The organism is Sunxiuqinia dokdonensis (assembly GCF_001270965.1).
GTDB lineage: Bacteria > Bacteroidota > Bacteroidia > Bacteroidales > Prolixibacteraceae > Sunxiuqinia > Sunxiuqinia dokdonensis.
In genome coordinates, this window is sequence record NZ_LGIA01000036.1 from 1 (window position 1) to 20,351 (window position 20,351).

A 20,351-nucleotide genomic window follows, 5' to 3' on the forward strand; every position below is an offset into this window, starting at 1 on the left:
AGCCCAGCCCAACAAAAAAGATCACCCATTTCGATTGCAGGTAATCTTCTCCCAGAATGATGAGGCTGACATCGACGAGTTGAAAGGAGCATTCCTGTCCTTTCTTGAAGAAGATTCGCCCATTCGCAAGTCGATTGAACAGGAGCTGGATACCTCGGACCCAAAAGTTCGTTTGAAAGACGGCGCAGAAAAGAAAACCTGGGAAATTCAGCACTTCGACAACAAACCCTTGATTGCCGTGATTGCCTTGCTGTCGAAAATTCAGATTGATGTTCAAAATGCGGAATCCAATATCCTGACCTATCTCTACAGCCAGATCGATGCCAGCTCATTTAAATTTAACAAGCTGGGCGCTCGGGTAATTGCCAAGACATCGTACGTGTTGGAAGGTGATGTTTATCGCGCCGAAGTATTTTTGGCTGCCGAAGATACCACCCAACAGCCCATCATCTTAATCAATGACAAGCCACTGAACATTGTCGATGGAAAGGGAATTTACGAAGTGCCGGCAACATCGCCCGGAACCTACAAGTGGGGTGGAATTATCAAATACAAAACACCTGAAGGAGGATTTAATTCTTATCCTTTCGAAGAAGAATACATTGTAAGCGAACCTTCGGTGACCATTTCGCCCACTAAAATGAACGTATTTTACATGGGTGTGCCCAACCCGGTGAGTGTTTCTGTACCTGGTGTTCCTTCGGAAGATTTGCAGGTGACCGTTACCAATGGCAAAATTCAGCGGGATGGAAAGGACTATTTGGTTTTTCCAACAGCTGAAGATATTAACGGACGCAACACCAAAGTAACCGTGAGTGCCAACATTGGCGGGCAGTCGCGCTCCATGGGTGCGATGACCTTTCGGGTGAAGCAAGTGCCTGACCCCGTTGCAACCATTGCCGGTCAGGCCAGTGGTGTGATCCGCAAGGAAGACCTTCTGGCAGAAGCAGGAATTTTTGCTGCCTTAATCGATTTCGATTTTGACCTCAAGTTTACGGTGACTCAATTCGACGTTACTTTTACCGGTGCTGGCGGATACACCAATACCTGGTCGTCCACGTCAAATCGATTCACTGATGAACAGACCCGACAATTTAATGCCCTGACGCCGGGCAGTATTATTTATATTGATAACATTATGGCTCGTGGTGATGATGGAACCAACAGGCCCTTGTCGCCAATCAGCTTTAAAATAAGATAAGAGATGAAAAAGTTTTTGATAGGAATAGGAATCGTTTGCGGCGCATTTTGCTTTTCAGCAAAAGACACGCAGGCACAGGTAATTGATGGCGCGTTTAAACGGACCAATATCGAAAACAGAAAACCCATGGCCTTTGCGCCCATTCGGGAAGCCGATGTGATGTGGTCGAAGAAAATTTGGCGCATTATCGACCTGCGGGAAAAAATGAACCAGATCCTGTATTTCCCTACCACCAACATGGATGGGCGCACCAATTTGATTAACCTGTTTTTGCAGGGAATTGAAAATGGCCAGCTAACGGCTTATGATGCGCGAACCGATGATGAGTTTAAAGTGCCCATGACTTTTGAGCAAGTTAAAGAAGCTTTTGGTGCGACAACCCGCACCCGTCAGGTGCGCAACCTGGAAACGGGTGAAATGGAAACCAAAGAAATTGTGGGCGAAATTCGCGCTGAGGAAGTGAAACAGTTTATGGTGAAGGAAGAGTGGTTTTTCGACAAGCAAACTTCAACGCTGAACACGCGCATCATCGGTATTTGTCCCATCCAGGAGTATTACCGCGATGAGGACATTAACCGGCAAAATGTGCAGCGCCGCCAGGTTTTCTGGATTTACTATCCCGAAGCCCGCGATTTGTTGGCGACACACTCTGCCATTAACCCGAACAACACGGCTCAAAGCATTTCTTTTGATGATTTGTTCATCAAGCGTCAGTTCAACAGTTACGTTGTGCGGGAGTCGAACGTATATAATAACCGGGCGATCAGCCAATATTTAAGCGGACGCGATGCTATGTTGGAGTCTAAACGCATTGAAGCGGAAATCTTCAACTTCGAACAAGACCTGTGGGAGTACTAAAAAATAAGCGTGAACAAGCGAATGCCTTATGAGCCCGTCTCGTAAGGCTTTTTTCAATTCACGCCTTACAATATTCGATTTTCAGGAAACGTTAACTCAAAGCAATCCTATTTGGTAACAGTCAATGAGTAAGAGCCTCCTCATATTAGTTTTCCTGGCTTTGATTCTTTTCGTGTCATGCAAAAGAGATCAGAGGCTGAGCTACCTCTACCCAGAGGAATCGAGGCCGTACTATGAGCCTTCGCCCTACGGAATGGCATACATTGACAGGGGAAGCTATGTCATGGGAGCTGAAGATGATGAACTGCAGGGTTTTAGCACCACAACCAAGCGCGTTTCTGTGGAAGCTTTTTGGATGGATCTTACCGAAATCACAAACAACGAATACCGGCAATTTGTCTATTGGGTCCGAGATTCCATTGCTCGCACGCTGTTGTCTGAAACTTATCCTGAGTTTATGCTCACGGAAGACGACCGCGGAAACTTTTATGAGACCCCCCGTTTGAATTGGAGCGATCCGATTGAATGGAGGAATCCGGATTTCCGGTTGGCACTCGAAGAAATCTACATCCCAGAGGAAGAGCGCGTCTATTTTTCAAAATCCATCGATACCCGGAAATTCATTTACCGCTATCAGTGGATTGATTACAAGCAGGCAGCCAAGGGAAAGAATCGCTACAATTACGAAACACAATCGTACGAAGGAACCATTTTCAATGCTGAAGGAGAGGAAGTCCCCATAGAAAACCGATCGTCCTTCATTTTCAATGAACAGGTTCCGATTTATCCGGACACGCTTTGCTGGATTCGCGATTACACCTACGCTTATAACGAACCACTCACCAAAAATTATTTTTCACACGTGGCCTTCGATGACTATCCGGTGGTTGGCGTAAACTGGCACCAGGCGAAGGCTTTCTGCCATTGGCGAACAGAATTGATGACGAGCCACCAGTCACTTTTAGCTGCACCTTCAACACATGCCTACCGGCTACCAACCGAGGCCGAGTGGGAGTACGCGGCACGCGGCGGCCATGAGCGAACCTTATACAGCTGGGGAAGCTACTACACCCGGAATATTATGGGCTGTTTTAAAGCGAATTTCAAACCGCGTCGGGGCAACTACGTGGCCGACAGCGAATCGAGCACGACCACCATGAAGGTTGGCTCTTTCGATCCGAACGACTATGGGCTTTACGATATGGCCGGAAATGTGGCCGAATGGACCAGCACTGCTTTTAATGAGTCGGCCTATGAGCTGATCAATGATTTCAACCCTTCATTTGAATACAACGCATTACCAGGCGATGCGCCGGTTATGAAGCGAAAAGTGATCCGCGGGGGGTCGTGGAAAGATATTGCCTACTACATTCGTAACTCAACACGGAGCTTTGAGTATGAAGATACGACCAAATCGTACGTTGGTTTTCGCTGCGTGCGCACTTCCTTTAAAGACGAATTCAGGCAATAAAAAAGCTTTTTCAGTCATGAAAAAGCTTTTTTTGTGCGGTTTTCGATACGGGTTTAAACAAACGTCGATCCTTTTACCATTTTCACATCGCTTACAAACTGACGGATTTGCTGCTCATCTTCCTTTTTGCAAATCAGCAGCGTGTTGTCCGACTCCACGACAATGTAACCGTTGAGTCCCTGCAATACCACCAACTTGTCCTGAGGCATGTTGACAATGCAATTTTCGGTGTGGTAGGTAAACACATCGCCTCCCTTGATTGAATTATTGAATTCATCTTTCGAACTGTTTTCATACAGCGAGCCCCAGGTTCCCAAGTCGCTCCAGCCAAAATCGGCACAAAGCACATGAACGTTTTCAGCCTTTTCCATAATGCCATAGTCCAGCGAAATATTTTGGCATTCGGAATAGGTTTTATTGATGAAGTGCACTTCGTCGTCGGTGCCATAAAGTTTTTCACCTTTTCGGAACAGGCTGGAAACGCCATCCAAATACTGATCGAAAGCCGATATAATACTTTTCAGCGACCAAATGAAGATGCCCGAATTCCAGAAAAACTCACCACTCGACACAAAGACTTCGGCCATTTCCAGGTTGGGTTTTTCTGTAAACGTTTTTACCTTGAACAGATTGTCGAAATCCTTGTATTCAGATTTTCCTTCAACCTGAATATAGCCGTAGCCTGTTTCGGGCCGGCTGGGGGTAATTCCAAGGGTCACCAGTACGTCGTTGTTGGCCGCAAAATCAATTCCTTTTTCAATCTCAGCAATAAACTCGTCTTCTTTTAAAATGACATGATCTGACGGGGCAACAATGATGTTGGCCTGTGGGTTGATGCTCTTGATTTTGTAACTGGCATAAGCCACACAAGGTGCTGTGTTCCGTCGTAGCGGCTCCAGTAAAACCTGGTCCTCATTCATTTCCGGCAGTTGTTTTAAAACAAGGTCTTTATAATCGACACTGGTAACCACATAGAAATTTTCAGGTGGACAAACTTTTTTAAAGCGGTCGTATGTCATTTGTATGAAGGTGCGTCCGGTGCCCAAAATATCTAAGAATTGCTTGGGCATTGAACTTTTACTCATTGGCCAAAACCGGCTTCCGATTCCGCCGGCCATGATGATACAAAAATTATTATTCATTGTTTTATTTTTTTTAAGACTGGTTCTCAAATATACCTATTTTACTTTTAAATTATGCCTTATTGCCACGATTCCTGAAAATGAAGTGTGGACACATACTGACACAAACGAACAAAGAGGCTGTTTCATGCCCGCACAGAGCCAAATGGCCGTAAAAAAATCTCCGGTCAACTTGATGCGATTGGCTTTACTTTTACTATCATTGCCTGAGCAGCCGGAATCCAGCGCTCAAAAAGAGAAAGTTTTATGCGGAACTCGTTTCCTATCCGATTATTTGTAACTTTATGCTAAAGTATTGCTATGAACCTTTTTTTTCACGTCGGACGTTATTTCACCTTACTTTCCCGGGCTTTTTCGCGGCCGGAAAAGCATCGCATCTATTTTCGAAAGTTGTTTGTTGAAATCGAACAACTGGGTTTGGACTCCGTTGGTATTGTCGCCATTATTTCCATTTTCATGGGAGGAATTATTACCCTGCAGGTGGCTTATAATATGTCGAATCCTTTGTTTCCGAGCTACCTGATTGGACTGGGAAACCGGGATACCCTGATTCTAGAGTTCTCATCGACCATTATGGCCCTGATCATGGCCGGAAAAATTGGTTCCAATATCACTTCGGAAATTGGCAGTATGCGGGTAACCGAGCAAATAGACTCGCTCGAAATTATGGGAATCAACTCGGCTAGCTACTTAATTCTGCCCAAAACATTGGCCGTGGTATTTATCTTTCCGTTTTTATTTGTGCTCAGTGTATTTTTTGGATTGATTGGTGGCTTGATTGTTGGACCGGCGGTTGGAGCTGTTACGGCACCCGATTACATTAACGGGATTCAATATCTGTTCACGCCTTACTATGTCACCTTCTCGATGATCAAAACCCTTTTCTTTGGGTTTCTGGTGGCGAGCGTACCGGCTTATTTTGGTTATTTTGTTGACGGCGGTGCTTTTGAAGTGGGCGCTGCAAGTACCCGGGCGGTGGTCAACACAAACATCCTGATTCTGGTTTTCGATTTGATTTTAACGCAACTCCTATTCTAATGATTACAATTCAAAATATCTGTAAATCGTTTGACGATAACTTGGTATTGAATGATATTTCAACCGTGTTTGAGCCCGGAAAAACCAACCTGATTATTGGGCGAAGTGGCAGCGGGAAAACGGTTTTGCTCAAATCGATTGTTGGCTTGCATGAAGTTGACCAGGGCGATATTTTTTATGATGATCGCAACTTCACCCAAATGAACCACAAGCTTAGGAAGAAGTTGCGGCAGGAAATGGGCATGGTTTTTCAGGGCGGCGCCTTGTTCGATTCGTTTTCGGTTGAAGAAAATGTGCGATTCCCGCTGGACATGTTTACCAACAAAAGTCAGAAGGAAAAGCAGGAGCGGGTTGACTTTTGCCTCGACCGTGTCAATATTGCAAAAGCCCATAAATTATATCCGGCCGAAATTTCCGGAGGAATGCAAAAGCGGGTCGCCATTGCTCGTGCCATTGTGATGAATCCAAAATACTTGTTTTGTGACGAGCCAAACTCGGGACTGGATCCGGAAACCTCGCTGGTGATTGATGAACTGGTTCATGAATTGACTGTGGATTTCAACATGACCACTGTGATTAATACCCATGATATGAACTCGGTGATGGAGATCGGTGATCGAATTTTGTTTATTAGCGAAGGCGTGAAAACATGGGAAGGCACCAAACAGGAGATTCTTCATGCGCAAAATAAAAAGCTACAAGAGTTCGTCTTTGCCAACAAAACTTATCGCGAAATTCGCGATGTGAAAATTGAAAAGGAAAGCTAGAGTCCTGATCTGGCATTTTGCAGCAATCTCATCCAATCATCCGAATAGCCTGGGATTGCGCCCGGGAAACTAGCCCCTTGGGGTCATGGTAATGACCGGGACAATCATTTCTTCGAGCGAAATTCCCCCGTGCTGATAGGTATCGCGGTAATACTGAACGTAGTGGTTGTAATTATTCGGGTACGCAAAAAAGTCTTCGTTTAAGGCGAAAATAAAGCTGGAACTCACGTTTCGTCCCGGCAAATAGGCCTTTTCCGGATTGGTAATTTCAAACACCTGCTTGTGGTTGTAATTTAAGTTGCGGCCTAACTTGTAGCGCAGGTTGGTACTGGTTTCGCGGTCACCAATCACCTTGATCGGATTATCGACCCGGATGGTGCCGTGGTCGGTGGTCAAAACGACTTTCACCTTATTATCAGCCAGGGCTTTTAGCAACTCAAACAGCGACGAATGGTTAAACCAGCTTAAGGTCAGCGATCGGTACGCCTTTTCGTCGCTGGCCAGTTCTTTCATCATATCCATTTCGGTACGGGCATGCGACATGACATCGACAAAGTTGAACACCATGACCGACAAATCGTTTTGCATGATGTTGGCTAAACTGTCGCTCAGCTTTTTTCCTGCCCGCCAGTTTGTAATTTTTTCGAAATTGAGGCGTTCGCGCCTGCCCCGGCGTTTCATTTGGGTTTGCATCAATTCAAACTCATGAATATTCTTGTTCCCTTCGTTATCATCGTCTTCCCAGTATTCCGGATGCAAGCGCGCAATTTCCGAAGGCATCAGGCCGGCAAAGATGGCATTGCGGGCATACATGGTTGCTGTGGGCAGAATACTGTAGTACAGATCCTCGTCTTCCAGAAGATAGTACTGGCTAAGCACCGAATTCAGTACCCGAAACTGATCGTATCGCAAATTGTCGATCACCAAAACCAGCACCTTGTGGCCTTTGTCCAGCTGCGGAAAAACTTTCGACTTAAAAATATCGGGCGATAACAGCGGGCGATCTTCGGCTCCCTTGTCAAACCAACTGAGATAGTTGTTTTTAATATAGCGACCAAAAGCGTTGTTGGCTTCGGCTTTTTGCATTTTCAGCACTTCGTCCATGGTACCGTCCTGCGAAGCAGCCAGTTCGAGTTCCCAAAACACCAGCTTGCGATAAACCTCGGTCCAGTCTTTCCAGTCGAGTCGTTCATTCAGTCGCATGCCGATTCGGGCAAATTCGCTTTGATAGGCCGAGGTGGTTTTGCGTGTCACCAGTTCTTCCTGCCCAACATTCTTTTTTATCGAGAGTAGAATTTGTTTGGGATTCACCGGCTTGATCAGGTAGTCGGCCATTTTTGATCCGATGGCCTGGTCCATGATATCTTCTTCTTCACTTTTTGTGATCATCACCACCGGAATGTTCGGGCTGATTTCCTTGATGGTGTCCAGGGTTTCCAAGCCCGTTAAACCCGGCATGTTTTCATCCAGAAAAATAATATCGAAGTGGTTGGTGCGAACCAGGTCAATCGCGTCGGAGCCGTTATTGGCAGTTGTGACTTCGTAGCCTTTTTCCTCTAAAAAGATAATGTGTGCCCGCAACAAGTCAATCTCATCGTCGGTCCAAAGTATCCGTATTGTTTTCATGCTTTCTGTTATTTAATGCAAGCTGCTCCCTATACAAACAAAAAATATTCCCGAATGGGTATGCGCTTAACAAAGTTTAACGCCGCTACCGGTTTAAGTAGATGGTTTTGTACAGTTCGAGGTATTCGCCAATGTCTTTGGTACGCATTAGGGTGTGGAAGTTGGCCGGCGAAATTACAAAATTGCGATAGTTCAATTCCATCAGGGGCTGGTACACCTGCTGATTTTGAACCACACCTCTGAGGTAATTCATCCCCGCCTCGCGGCTGTCCATGCCCGAAACTTTCAAAACCAGCTGCTCCGCATCAAACTCCAGCGACTCCACTTGCAAGCCTTGGTTTGGATATTTTTGCTCATGATGGGCTTCAATGGCTGATTGAACAGCTGCAGCATTGACTCCTGTTTTGGGAATCATGAGAATGAAAAACTGCTCTTCCGCTACCTTGGGATCGAACGGGCCGTCGTAGGCTGGCTTTTCCGGCTTAGGGGGTATTTCCTCTTCCGTGGCACTTGCCTGCGTTTGGCGGGCTGCCGGGCTCGCCGTTGCAAAATTACCACTGATGTAATAGTCGCGGAAAAATTCCACATACTCGGAAATACCGCTTTCTGCCATCATTTTCTCCAGGTTCTGGTCGGTGATAATGAAATTCCGGTAGGTTCTGGTCTCCAGGTTTTTGTACAGCGCCCGGTTGGCAACCACATCGCCAAAATAAGCCATGGCTGCGCGAATGCCAGCCATCGATTTGACAACCATCAACTGGTAGTTGCCAAACTTGCGTTGTTCGATTGTCAGGTTCAGGTTGCCGAACTGTGTTCGGTTGTAGTTTGAAAATTCGGAAACCAGTGTACGCATGTTAAAATTGGCTTCATCAACGGCAATCACGAAGTTTTGCGGCACATCGGTCTCGCGCGAAAAGAGGCCTTCTGTTTCCTCTGCTTTCACCACCACAAAGGATCCCCGTTCTTCCAGTTCGTCTTCCTCCGCTCTTACCCGTGCCATCAGTTCTTCAGGATCTTCCAGCGCATCCGATGGAAAATCGTTGGTAATAAAACGGCTATAGTTTTTCACAAAATACTTCAAATATTCCAGGTAGTTTTGATCCGACAGAACCTCGCGATAATTGTAGGATGAGGCTACAAAATTGACGTAATGCGCATCGCCCAGCGACTGGAACACGTCGCGTTGCCGGATGATGGAGCGGAAATAGATCAGGCTCTGCTCCTTGTCGGGCAGCGAGCGCACCACCACCAATTGGGTTTCCGGGTTCAGGTTTTCCGTTTCAATGTCGAAATCCATGCGGGTATAATGGTCGATGTTGTAATTGGCGATATCAAATTTCAGGCGGTTCAAATCAACGTTTGCCGACCGTGGAAAAGCGATCACAAAGTAATGCAGCAGCTCATCGTCGTAGGAAAATTTACCGCCAAATTCATCGTTGGCCGATTGGTTTTCAGGCAGCAATTCTTCATTTTTGATTTCATCATTCAGGTAGCCGATTTCAACCAACTTTTGATAATCGGCCAGGGTGCTGTCTTCAATCAGTCTTAAAACATCCTGTGCCAGGGGCACGGTTCCACTTTCAGGATAGCTTTGAATGTGCGTATTCAACATGCTGGCAAACTGATCGAAATCGGTACCAACCCCTTCGGCAATGGTTTCGATGAATGAAATTTTGGGCAATAGCAAAGTGTCCGGCTCCAGTTGTTTGATTTGCTGCACAAAGTCGTTGGCAGCCGGGTAATTGCCCTGTTGGAAGTTGTAAAAGGCTTGCTGATACAGGTTGTTCACGCTGTCCTGGCGAGCTTCCAACTCAATAAAGAAATTTGGATTGACCAGGAATTTGGCATATTTGCTGTCAGGATAGTTTGCGACAATCAGATTTTTGTAATAGTCGGAGCGCTGCTGGTCACCCACCTTTTGGTACAAATCCCACAGCTCAAAATAGCTGGACAGCTGGTAGGTATTTGGATCATAGCGTTGCAGCAGTTCCTCGTATTGCTGAATGGCCCGCTCATAGTTCTCAAAATCCTGCCTGAAGATCCGGCCCGCGTCAAACAAGGCGTCACGAATTTGCTGGTGCGATTCCGCCATAGCTTCTTCGGTCAGCGGCACATCCTGCAAATAGTATTCCCGTTCCATCGGGTTCTCCACGCGTATTTCACTGCTGTCGATCCCTGCTTCCAGCGCCTCCAGTTCTTCCATATCAAACTGCGACGCCGAATTTTTGTTGCTGCGTCTCCAGTCATCTTCCAGTTTGCGCTGCCCCCAGATTTGTTGAAATTCAACCTTTCCGTAGGCCACCGTTGTGGGATTGTAAAAATACCAGCCGCTTCCCTGTTGGTTGCGGGTTAGTCCCATGCGCGATTGGTTCATTCTGAAGAAATTGCGATCGCTCATCTCCTGGCTGGCGAGTTGCCGTTGGCGCTGTTCTTCGGCGCGCGCCTCACTAATCCAGCGGGTGACGAGTACGTTTCGTTCCGATTCGCTTAAGCTGGCTATTTGCTGCAAGCTGTCTTCGCGAACCACCGTGTATAAATTGTCGGTCAGCCGCGTTAAGCTGTTGTACCGTTCGGTGATCGACTCGTAGCGGGGATAGGTTTCGTCAATCACCACCATGGCGCTGTCGTAGTAACTTTGCGCATTCATGTAGTGCTTTTCCTCAAAATAGATGTCGGCCAGGGTCAGGCAGGACAGGGCCCGCTGAAAGATGTTGACACTGCTGGCTGCGGCCGATTGGATGTAGTAGTCGATTGCGGCTTGTTTGCTTCCTTCTTTCATGGAAATGTTTCCCAGCGCAAAATAAATCTGATCGCGGAAATCGTAATTTTTGGAATCGCGAAGCATCTTGCGCAGTTCCTTTTTTAGTTGATCAACATCGCCTTCGCCCGAGAACGAACCCGCAGCATTGATCCGGGCGTTGAAAGCCATTTCGTAGGGCGGATTCATTTTCGCCACCTCGCGAAAGGTTTCGGCCGCCAAATTGTCCTGACCGGTTTCCTGGTATAGCTGGGCCAAAATGTATTTCAGGCGCACCTTATTTTTTCGCCAGAATGTGTTGTGAATAGCCACCCGCAGGTGCGGTATGGCCTCGCTAAATTCATTTTGCCGGACATGGAAGTCGGCAACGGCCAGGGCAAACTCCTCATCGTATTTTTTTGGAAAATCCACGCTGGCATCCACACTTTGAATCAGCTCAAGTGCTTCGTTGTAGCGTCCCAGCTCGGTGTACGATCGAATCAGCCAAATGTAAGCCTCAAACTTGGTATCCTCCTCGCTGAATTGGCGAACAACAAAGTTCAGGTTTTCAATGGCCGCCAGGTAGTTTTTCATGTAGAAGTGGGCTTTCCCCATCAAAATATAGCTGTCATCCACCCACTTGTTGTATTCGTCTTTGCTGGCCATGCGAACGTACGCCTGGCTGCGGTTCCCACGCCTTCTGGGTTTTTTGGTGATGGAATGTACTTTGATCAATTTCGAAGCTTTCATGATGGCATATTCCATGTCGGACTGCGCCACACGGCCCGTGCCGGGATCGCTCGACTTGAAAATGGGCAGCAGGCGGGTAAAGTCGTCTTCAACCGATTGGTTGATGCGCTCCACCCCGGCATTTAAACTCTCTTTTCCGTTGAAGTAGATGTTGTATTTTGAGGTGATGTTGTGGTACGTTCGCGATAAACGCGTGTTTTTCTCGGTTGAACAACCACCGATAATAATCAGGAGAAATACACCAAATAAGGTATGTCGAAAAGTTCTGCTCAAACGAGTATGTTTTAACACTGTAGGATAAACTTATTTATTCCAATAATATTGCGTTTTCTGAGGGGCAAAAGCGGCCAAAACGAGCCGTGGTTTTTCACCTGTTAGCTGCCCCGGAAAAATCATTCCACGACTTTCTGCCGTTCAAAACAGAAAGCTTACAATATTACAAAAAACAAGCTAATTTATTGGGACTTGACAATAAATGATTCGGCAGAAAAATGGAAAGTTCTTTGTGCCGAAGCCAGCCGGAAACAAAGAGTTGGGGTTGAAATACCTGGCGACGTCGATGAAACAGGCTGTGGCACAGTTTGCGCGCTTGCCACAGGCATGCGAGGGCCGGGAACATGCATTTTTTCCCTTGTGTTCGTGTTGCGGGTGGCCAGCCAAGCTGTTTTCAACTGCGCTGCAGCGCTGCTACCCGCCATCCACGACCATTTTTCTTAAACCGCGGTATCGCAGGCGAAAATCAAGGTGTTTTTATTGCATGCCGCAGTATCGTCCCATTCAATCTCGATGCATTGATTGCATGCGGCAGTATCGTCGCATTAAATCTCGATGCGTTTTTTGCTTGCCGCGGTGCTGCGACAGGCCAGCCACCCCATTTTTTTATCTCCCGCAATGCTGCGACAAGCGATCTACCTTATTTTTTTCCTTGTCGCAGCGCTGCGGGAGCCTTTAAAGCAGCCATTAAAGCATGATTTGGGTGCTGGTTGTCCTATTTCCGGCTGACCTTAACTTTTTTGGTCGGGTCCAGCTGTGCATTCCGGTGTTCGACTTGCCTGATCGTGTTGGCCGCCAGTTCGAGAAAGGCTTTTCCCATGGGCGACTGTTCATCGCTGGCTGCGGGCACGCCCGAATCGCCACCTTCACGGATTCCCTGAACCAATGGGATTTGCCCCAACAGCGGGATGTCCAGTTTTTCGGCCAGATTTTTGGCGCCATCTTTTCCGAAGATGTAGTACTTGTTGTCCGGCAATTCTTCGGGAGTAAACCAGGCCATGTTTTCCACCAGCCCCAATACCGGGACATCCACATTTTTGCCGCGGAACATGCTCACGCCTTTGATCACATCGGCCAGGGCCACATCCTGCGGCGTGGAAACGATGACTGCACCGGTTACCGGAACGGTTTGAACCAGCGTCAAATGAATATCGCTGGTGCCCGGAGGCAAATCAATCAGTAAATAGTCGAGTTCGCCCCAGTTGCCATCAGCAATCAGTTGTTTCAGGGCATTGCTGGCCATGGGGCCGCGCCACACCAGGGCATCGTCGCCAGCCACAAAAAAGCCGATCGACAATATTTTCACCCCATGTTGCACCACGGGCTCAATCATTTCGCGCCCGTCAATACTCACGCCAGCCGGGCGAATTTGTTCGGCGCCAAACATCTTGGGAATGGAAGGCCCAAAGATGTCAGCATCAATTACGCCTACCTTGGCTCCTGTTTTTGCCAGGGCCACCGCCAGGTTAACGGCAACAGTCGATTTTCCTACGCCACCTTTTCCGGACGAAATCGCCAAAATATTCTTCACCCCCGGCAAAATCGGCCGTTCCATTTGGTGAATGGCCTTGGGGGTAATATTTCCCTTGATTTCAACATCAGCGCCCAGCTCACGTTGGATGGTTTCTTCGCAAAGCCGGATGACTTCTCCCATGTTGGGATCGTCGGAACGCTGAAAAACCAGTGAAAAGGCGACTTTTTTACCGGCGATCCGGATTTCCTGAACCATGTCGAGGGCAACTATATTTTCTTTTCCTCCCGGAAACTGCACCGTGCGCAAGGCATCGGTTACATCTTTGGGGACAATAAATTTTCTTGGTGCATCAGCCATATCTTTTGTTTTTAATGTATTCCTAATTCTTTTACCGGATCCCAGAAGACCGCTTCGAAATTGACCACCTGGTTGTTTTCCACCCGGATGCCTTCGCTTTCAAGTAATTCTTCCATGACGTTTGAGCCTGAAAAGTGGTGCTTGCCCGTGAGCAAACCGGCTGCGTTAACCACCCGGTGCGCGGGAACATTAACTTTCGATGTGTGTGAATTGTTCATGGCCCAACCCACCATGCGTGCTGAGCGCGCTGCTCCCAAATAGCGGGCGATGGCGCCGTAGCTGGTCACCCGTCCCACCGGTATTTGACAGGCGACTTCCCAAACCCTTTCAAAAGAAAATTCCATTTCAAAAAAATTACCATTTACGACGATGACCGATCTACAAATTGTAAATCGAAGATGGCCAACTTGTTAATTGCTGTTTACTCCCTGGCCGAGCGTCCGAAACTACGGTACGGGTCCTTTTCTATCTCAACATCAGGCTCGCGCAATGGTTTATCGCGGTTGATGCGAAAGGCGAGGTACTTGATGGCCAGGCCTCGTTCGCGCCATTGTTTTTCGTAAAATGTCTGAATCGACAGCACCTCGTCCAGCAAGGGCGACTGGTCCAAATCTTCGGTTTCGGCCAGGATCGGAAAGTTGTTTTCCCTGGCCATGGCCAAGGTATATTGGTATTGAAAATTGCTGTCGGTTTTTAAATGTACGATGCCTTCCGGCTTCAGAAATTGCCGGTACTTGTTCATGAAGTTGGTTGCCGTTAGTCGCTTGGTGTTCTTTTTCATTTGCGGGTCGGGAAAGGTCAGCCAAATTTCATCTACTTCGGCAGCGCCAAAAAACGAATCGATGATTTCGATGTTGGTACGCAAAAAGCCCACATTTTTCAAGCCTTTGTCAAATGCCTGCTTTGATCCGTTCCACATCCGTGCCCCTTTGATGTCTACACCCACAAAGTTTTTTTCGGGGAAATATTCAGCCAATGCAACCGAATATTCACCTTTGCCACATCCCAGCTCCAGCACAAGGGGCTGGTGGTTTTTAAAGAAGGTCTCCGCCCACTTGCCTTTCAGCTCATGGTCGCTTTCATTGAGCTTGTTGTAGGGCGCCTGAACAACGTGTTCGTAGGTCGCCATCTCCGCGAATTTGGCCAGTTTATTTTTTCCCACTTGATATCCTGTTGGTTATTTGATGTTGTGTTTCGACGATCCGCTGTTTCCGGAAGGCCGCTGCAAAGAAAAATGACCGGTTTAGTCTTTTTATTTCTGTTTTTCAACCCGAAGGCCAATGTCGTGGATGCCTTTTAGTTGTTTGGCACGCATGCCCTGACGGATCAGAAACCGGTATTCACCGGCTTGCTCAAACCGCACATTTTGTCGGTACAAAAACTGATTGTCGAACAAATCGCCAATGCCGCTGCCAGTCCATTTGCCTGTTTTTTCGGCAAGCGTATACTCCACTGTATCTGTCAGCACCTGTCCGTCGGGCGATTGCACTTCAAGGAAAAGCCAAAGATTGCTGTTTGGATAGTTTCCCTGATTCCGAATATTCATGTAGAGATTGTGCCCTGGCTCCACATCCTGGATTTCGACCGTGAAGCTGGCCACGGAATCTTTGTGCCAGCCCGCCGGGTCGATGGTTTTATATTCTTCGAACACCCGATTTGAATCGCAGGCGACGAGTATCATCAGAACGATTATTCCTTTGACGATGTTCCTCATGAGTTTTTTCTTGGTCTTTTTGACGAATTTTGTTTCGAAAAGCGTTTTTTCTTCCGGTGACGTGATTTGGGTTCATCGAATCGGGTCAGGCTTTCTTCGCCGATGACGTGTTCATAATCGGCCGGTTTTTTTTGCGGAGAGACGCTAGCCGCGCGATCAGCCAGTTTTTCAACCTTTTGTCCCCGCTTGTTCTGACGAATCACCTCTTTTGCCCGTTCTACCGAAATGGCTACCTGCGGCAACGGTTTATGTCCATTGGCGCCATAGTAAAGAATCCGGTTGAAAATGTCTGCTTTCTGAAAATAGTAGCGGCCTTCTTCGGTATCCAAAGGAACATTGCTCGGTGGAAAATCTTTTTGGGCGTCGATATAGGAATCCACTTCAAAGTTTAAGCAGCATTTGAGTTTTCCGCACTGGCCGGCCAGCTTTTGTGGATTCAACGAAATTTCCTGGTAGCGTGCAGCATTCGTAGTCACCGAAACAAAATTCCCGATCCAGGTTGCACAGCACAGCTCGCGGCCGCAAGGACCAATGCCGCCAATACGTCCGGCTTCCTGCCGGGCACCAATCTGCTTCATTTCCACACGAATGCGAAAAGTATCGGCCAGCACCCGAATGAGTTGTCGAAAATCAACACGCTCATCAGCAATGTAATAGAAGATGGCTTTGGTCCGGTCGCCCTGATATTCGACATCCCCGATTTTCATATTCAGTTTCAGGTCGGCCGCAATCTTCCGGGCTTCAATCATGGTGCTGTGTTCCAGGCTCATGGCCTCACTCCATTTTTCAATGTCAACCGACTTGGCTTTCCGGTACACTTTGCGAATCTCGCCATTGATCAGCGTCGCCTTGTGTTTTCGCATCTGGTGTTTCACCAAAGCGCCGGTTAGGGTAACAATGCCAATATCGTGGCCCGGACTGGCTTCCACGGCAACGATGTCGCCAACTTTCAGTTTCAGGTTGTTGACGTTTCGGTAGTAGTCTTTGCGGGTATTTTTAAATCGAACTTCAACAATGTCGTCATCTGCTGATTTGTTGACGACATCACTCAGCCAGTCATAAACTTCCAGCTTGGAACACGTTCCTGCGGATTTTTTACAACAGCCTCTCTCGATTGATAGTTGATTATCCATAGTTTAACAATTAATACCGGACTGGTCTGTTCCGGCTAAAGCTCATTCACTTTACGACACAAAAGTAATTAATAATGCTGACAAACAAAGTAGTAGCGACACATGTCAATAAAATTACAAAACATAAACCTGAAACCGCTTGAAAACCTGAATTAAGCCATCAAAAAAATAGCTTTATTGGTCGAAATGAGCTAAATTAGATTTCCTTTGTTTTAACAATTATGGGCACAAAAGAGGAACATCCAGAAAAAATAAGGCATCACAGTAACCAAAGTCAATCGTTGGACGAAGATACGGATTACGAGAACGGAGATTTTGAGGGCGGAGAGCAAATCTACCAGTCGATTTTTGAAGCGCTTCCCTTTGGCTGTTCGCTGAATAGAATTGTGTATGATGCCAATGAAAACCCCGTCTCTTTCACCACACTGAATGTCAATCAGGCTTTTGAAACAGCGGTCGGTAAACAAGTGAACAGCTTGTTGCCGAAGCCTGTTCACGAGCTGTTTGACGGACTGCCCCAAAAGTGGATTAAGAAGTTCGCCGCTGTTGCCAAGTCCGGCAAGAAGAGGGAATTCACCGACTTTACTTTCGATGGAAATACCTTTTTTGACATTCAGGTACAAGCGCCAAAGCCACACTATTTCTTCCTGAGTTTAATCAGGCAAAACGACCAGAATCAGGAAGACAATAGCCCCATTCTTTTTTATGAAAGACTGATGGATCACCTTCACGAAGGGATTTGGGTAACGGATAAGCACGACACGATTTTTTTTGTCAATTCCGGCGTAACATTCAATACCGGTGCGAAAAGAGCAAACCTGGTGGGCCGAAATATTCTTGACTTCAAAAAGCCAAATCTTGGAACCTTTCTGGAAGATTACCTGTTGGCGAAGAAAGACTTGCAACCACGGAAGTATGAATCGCAGCTGGTTACCCTCAACGGGCGCGAGGCTGTTTTGGCCGGGTGGCTGGTTCCGTTGGTCAAAAACGACCGCTACGACGGCATGATTTGTACCACCCGTAACATCAGCGATGACAAGAAGAACCGGCAGATTATTCGCGAAAGCGAGCAGAAGCTTCGCAACATTGTTGAGCATAGCACCAACGTTTTTTATTCGCACACAACAGATCACAGGCTAACCTACGTCAGCCCACAGATAGAGAAATTACTTGGCTATTCACCCCAGGAGGCCTTGGTGAAATGGACAACTTTGGCATCGGATAACCCGATTAACCAAAGAGGTTTGCAGTTGGTTGAAAAAGCAATTGAAACCGGGCAGATTCAAGATCCTTATGAGCTGGAGCTGGTTCATAAAGATGGGAGCCTGGTGTGGGTTGAAGTGCGTGAAGCTCCGGTTGTTGAGGACGGAAAAACAAGCTCCATCGTGGGGGCTTTAATTAATGTAACGGAGCAACGGAAGATTGCTTGGGAATTAAAACAGAATCAGGAAGGCTTAAGAAATTTGGTAGATGATTCGCCCATCCCAATTGCCATTAATGGTAAAGCGGGGCAGGTGGAGTATCTCAATCATGAATTTACCCGGACTTTTGGCTACACGACCGAGGATATTCCAAATAACGATCGTTGGTTTGAAAAAGCTTATCCGGACGCAGAATACCGTAAAAAAATGAAACGGTTGTGGAAAATCGACCTTCAGCGTCCACGTGATTCCAGAGCTTCACACAGCCCTTTCGAAGCTCGCGTTACCTGCAAAGACGGGTCGGTCAAGTTTGTCCAGATTCTTTGGAGCTGCGTTGGCGATAAACTGGTGCTGATTTTGAACAATCTCACCGAACACAAGCAACTCGAAGAGCAAATTCTGCATAAGAACGACGAACTGCAAAATGCCTTGAATGAACTACAAAAGCTGAATGGCGAATTGCAGGTTGCCACCCAAAAGGCCAAGGAAAGCGACGAGCTGAAATCGGCGTTTCTGGCCAACATGTCGCACGAAATTCGAACCCCCATGAATAGTATCATTGGGTTTTCCAGTCTTTTGGCCCAGCCAAACGTCAGCCAGGAAAAGCAGGAGCAATACACCAATTTTATACAGAAAGCCGGAAAACATCTTTTGCGGATTATCGACGACATTATCGACATTGCCAAAATTGAATCGAACCAGTTGAAAATTGAAATGAGCTACTTTTCCGTGGTTCCTTTCCTTCAAAATACCTACGACTACCACCGGCAAAGTTCGCTGTTGCGAAACAAGCCGCAACTCCGGTTGAACCTCAATTACCAAAAGGCCGACAAGCCGGTCATCATGTTTACTGATCCCATTCGCCTGAAACAAGTTTTTGACAATCTGCTGACCAACTCCATCAAGAATACCAACGAAGGAGTTATTGAAATGGGGATCCATGCTTTGGAAGAAAATGTGATTACTTTTTACGTGGCTGATACGGGTATTGGAATTCCTGAAAAGTTTAAGCAGTCCATTTTTAAGCGTTTTACGCAGGTGGAATCCAAAACACTCAAGCCCGGAACGGGTCTGGGATTAAGCATTATTAAAGGGATTACTAATTTGCTTGAAGGAGAAATTTGGTTCGAATCAACCGAAAATAAAGGAACAACATTCTACGTAAAATTCCCCATTCTTCCGAAAGAATAAGCCGGTTTGCGCGAAGCTGACGGTCACATTTACTTTCTGATCAACTTGACAATCTTAAGCGACATATCCGTAAAAATAATTCGCGGATTTCCGTTCATGGCAATGTGTTGGTAGGCTTTCTCCAGTTCTTCGCTGATGGGCACAATGTTTCGTTCATTAATAAAAGGGGAGAAGCGTGCCGAAAAAGCCTGCTCTTCTTCGTGCATAAAAACCAGGGCCGGATTTTTCAGGTTATACACGAAATTTTCACGAATCAGTCCCATGGCATATTGCAGGAAAATTTTCTGGCGTTCGCGCCCAATGCCCGAAATGTCGGTAATCCACTGAAACAGGTCCAAAAACTTACGCCCATACGCGAATCGCATCAGCTCTTTAAATCGTTCGAGGTTGTAGCGCGTGTTTTCGTTTAGCTCAAGCAAGTTAATGGCTTGCCGGTAGTTTCCGCGGCTCAAGTGCACCAGGTTGTCCAGGTCTTTGCCAGCCGCCGCTTCCAACTTCTGAATAGCGGCTTTCATGGGTTCTGGCTGAATGCCCGGGATTTTTATCAACTGGCAGCGCGAGCGGATGGTGGTAATAATTTCTTCTTCGCTTTCGGTAACGAGTAAAAACAAAGTTTTCACCGGTGGCTCCTCAATCATTTTCAGCAGTTTGTTCGAGCACGACACATGCATTTTCTCCGGCATCCAAATAATCATCACCTTGTATTCGGCTTCAAACGACTTGAGGTTCAGTTTGCGGATAATTTCTTCGCTTTCGTGCGAATAAATCAGCCCCTGGGCATTTTCAACGCCAATGAAAGTAAACCAGTCATCGAGATTGAAATAGGCATTTTCAAGAACCAGCTTCCGCCATTCGACTAAGAAATTGTCGCTCACCGGATCCTTAAACTTGGGTGTTTTAACCACGGGGAAAACAAAATGCAGGTCGGGATGAATCAGTTTGGCATATTTCTTACACGAAGAGCAATGCCCGCACGAATCGCCGTTCTGCTTGTCCAAGCACGAAATATACTGCGCATAAGCCAAAGCCAAGGCCAGTTTGCCCGAACCTTCGGGGCCGGCAAACAGTTGTGCATGACTGATGCGTTCTTCCTTAACCGATTGAATTAATCTTTTTTTAGTGGCTTCCTGCCCAATGACGTCCTGAAAAAACATAGGCTAAATTTGTGCAAACAAAAATAATAAAACCTGCCGCCTTT

General features: G+C 46.8%; 16 protein-coding genes. 7 read left to right on the forward strand and 9 right to left on the reverse strand.

Translation table 11 applies throughout. The annotated features are described in order from the left end of the window. The 3 genes from porM to porK all read left to right on the forward strand — a co-directional run. On the forward strand, positions 1-1,201 hold a 1,201-nt coding region (gene porM, locus NC99_RS04120; protein WP_053180152.1), incomplete at its 5' end, for a type IX secretion system motor protein PorM/GldM. 3 nt (positions 1,202-1,204) lie between these two features. Then, the gene (gene porN / locus NC99_RS04125; RefSeq protein WP_053180154.1) at positions 1,205-2,059 is read left to right on the forward strand and encodes a type IX secretion system ring subunit PorN/GldN; all 855 of its coding nucleotides are present in this window, start codon (positions 1,205-1,207) and stop codon (positions 2,057-2,059) included. A gap of 124 nt (positions 2,060-2,183) precedes the next feature. Next, a complete protein-coding gene (gene porK, locus NC99_RS04130) occupies positions 2,184-3,530 on the forward strand; it encodes a T9SS ring complex lipoprotein PorK/GldK (protein ID WP_082326303.1) in 1,347 nt (448 codons plus the stop codon). A gap of 53 nt (positions 3,531-3,583) precedes the next feature. Here the strand turns inward: porK and NC99_RS04135 are convergent, their stop codons facing one another. Then, entirely contained in the window at positions 3,584-4,672 is a 1,089-nt protein-coding gene (locus NC99_RS04135) for a mannose-1-phosphate guanylyltransferase (RefSeq protein WP_053180159.1), read from the reverse strand. Positions 4,673-4,972: 300 nt separating this feature from the next. Between NC99_RS04135 and NC99_RS04145 the strand changes: the two genes are divergently transcribed. Together NC99_RS04145 and NC99_RS04150 are read left to right on the forward strand one after the other, a co-directional pair. Next, a complete protein-coding gene (locus tag NC99_RS04145) occupies positions 4,973-5,710 on the forward strand; it encodes an MlaE family ABC transporter permease (protein WP_053180163.1) in 738 nt (245 codons plus the stop codon). Then, positions 5,710-6,477: an ABC transporter ATP-binding protein gene (locus tag NC99_RS04150; RefSeq protein ID WP_053180165.1), complete on the forward strand. Its 768-nt coding sequence runs from the start codon at positions 5,710-5,712 to the stop codon at positions 6,475-6,477. Before NC99_RS04145 ends, NC99_RS04150 begins: the two co-directional genes overlap by 1 nt. Before the next feature lie 69 nt (positions 6,478-6,546). Here the strand turns inward: NC99_RS04150 and porX are convergent, their stop codons facing one another. Together porX and porW are read right to left on the reverse strand one after the other, a co-directional pair. Beyond that, entirely contained in the window at positions 6,547-8,103 is a 1,557-nt protein-coding gene (gene porX / locus NC99_RS04155; protein WP_053180168.1) for a T9SS response regulator signal transducer PorX, read from the reverse strand. A gap of 85 nt (positions 8,104-8,188) precedes the next feature. Beyond that, complete coding sequence (gene porW, locus NC99_RS04160; RefSeq protein ID WP_053180170.1) at positions 8,189-11,863, reverse strand: type IX secretion system periplasmic lipoprotein PorW/SprE; 3,675 nt, start codon at positions 11,861-11,863, stop codon at positions 8,189-8,191. 344 nt (positions 11,864-12,207) lie between these two features. Here porW and NC99_RS21800 point away from each other — a divergent pair, with 344 nt between their 5' ends. After that, on the forward strand, positions 12,208-12,561 hold the full coding sequence (locus NC99_RS21800) for a hypothetical protein (protein ID WP_157624428.1): 354 nt from the start codon (positions 12,208-12,210) through the stop codon (positions 12,559-12,561). 17 nt (positions 12,562-12,578) lie between these two features. On the opposite strand, the gene NC99_RS04170 is transcribed toward NC99_RS21800, so the two are convergent. The 5 genes from NC99_RS04170 to NC99_RS04190 all read right to left on the reverse strand — a co-directional run bounded on the left by NC99_RS04170 (position 12,579) and on the right by NC99_RS04190 (position 16,541). Next, complete coding sequence (locus NC99_RS04170) at positions 12,579-13,694, reverse strand: Mrp/NBP35 family ATP-binding protein (protein ID WP_053180174.1); 1,116 nt, start codon at positions 13,692-13,694, stop codon at positions 12,579-12,581. A gap of 11 nt (positions 13,695-13,705) precedes the next feature. Beyond that, entirely contained in the window at positions 13,706-14,038 is a 333-nt protein-coding gene (locus tag NC99_RS04175; protein WP_053180177.1) for an MGMT family protein, read from the reverse strand. A 77-nt stretch (positions 14,039-14,115) separates the two neighbouring features. Then, positions 14,116-14,856, reverse strand: a complete 741-nt coding sequence (gene trmB, locus NC99_RS04180; protein ID WP_053180179.1) for a tRNA (guanosine(46)-N7)-methyltransferase TrmB — start codon at positions 14,854-14,856, stop codon at positions 14,116-14,118. Between the two features lie 90 nt (positions 14,857-14,946). Next, positions 14,947-15,408 (reverse strand): gliding motility lipoprotein GldH, encoded by a 462-nt coding sequence (locus NC99_RS04185; protein WP_053180181.1) that lies wholly within the window; start codon positions 15,406-15,408, stop codon positions 14,947-14,949. Continuing rightward, entirely contained in the window at positions 15,405-16,541 is a 1,137-nt protein-coding gene (locus tag NC99_RS04190; RefSeq protein WP_053180182.1) for a PSP1 domain-containing protein, read from the reverse strand. The genes NC99_RS04185 and NC99_RS04190 overlap by 4 nt, the downstream gene beginning before the upstream one ends. Positions 16,542-16,762: 221 nt before the next feature. On the opposite strand from NC99_RS04190, the gene NC99_RS04195 reads away from it, so the two are divergent. Then, the gene (locus NC99_RS04195; RefSeq protein ID WP_053180184.1) at positions 16,763-19,153 is read left to right on the forward strand and encodes a sensor histidine kinase; all 2,391 of its coding nucleotides are present in this window, start codon (positions 16,763-16,765) and stop codon (positions 19,151-19,153) included. 29 nt (positions 19,154-19,182) lie between these two features. Here the strand turns inward: NC99_RS04195 and NC99_RS04200 are convergent, their stop codons facing one another. Then, entirely contained in the window at positions 19,183-20,307 is a 1,125-nt protein-coding gene (locus NC99_RS04200; RefSeq protein ID WP_053180186.1) for a DNA polymerase III subunit, read from the reverse strand. Between the last annotated feature and the right edge of the window lie 44 nt (positions 20,308-20,351).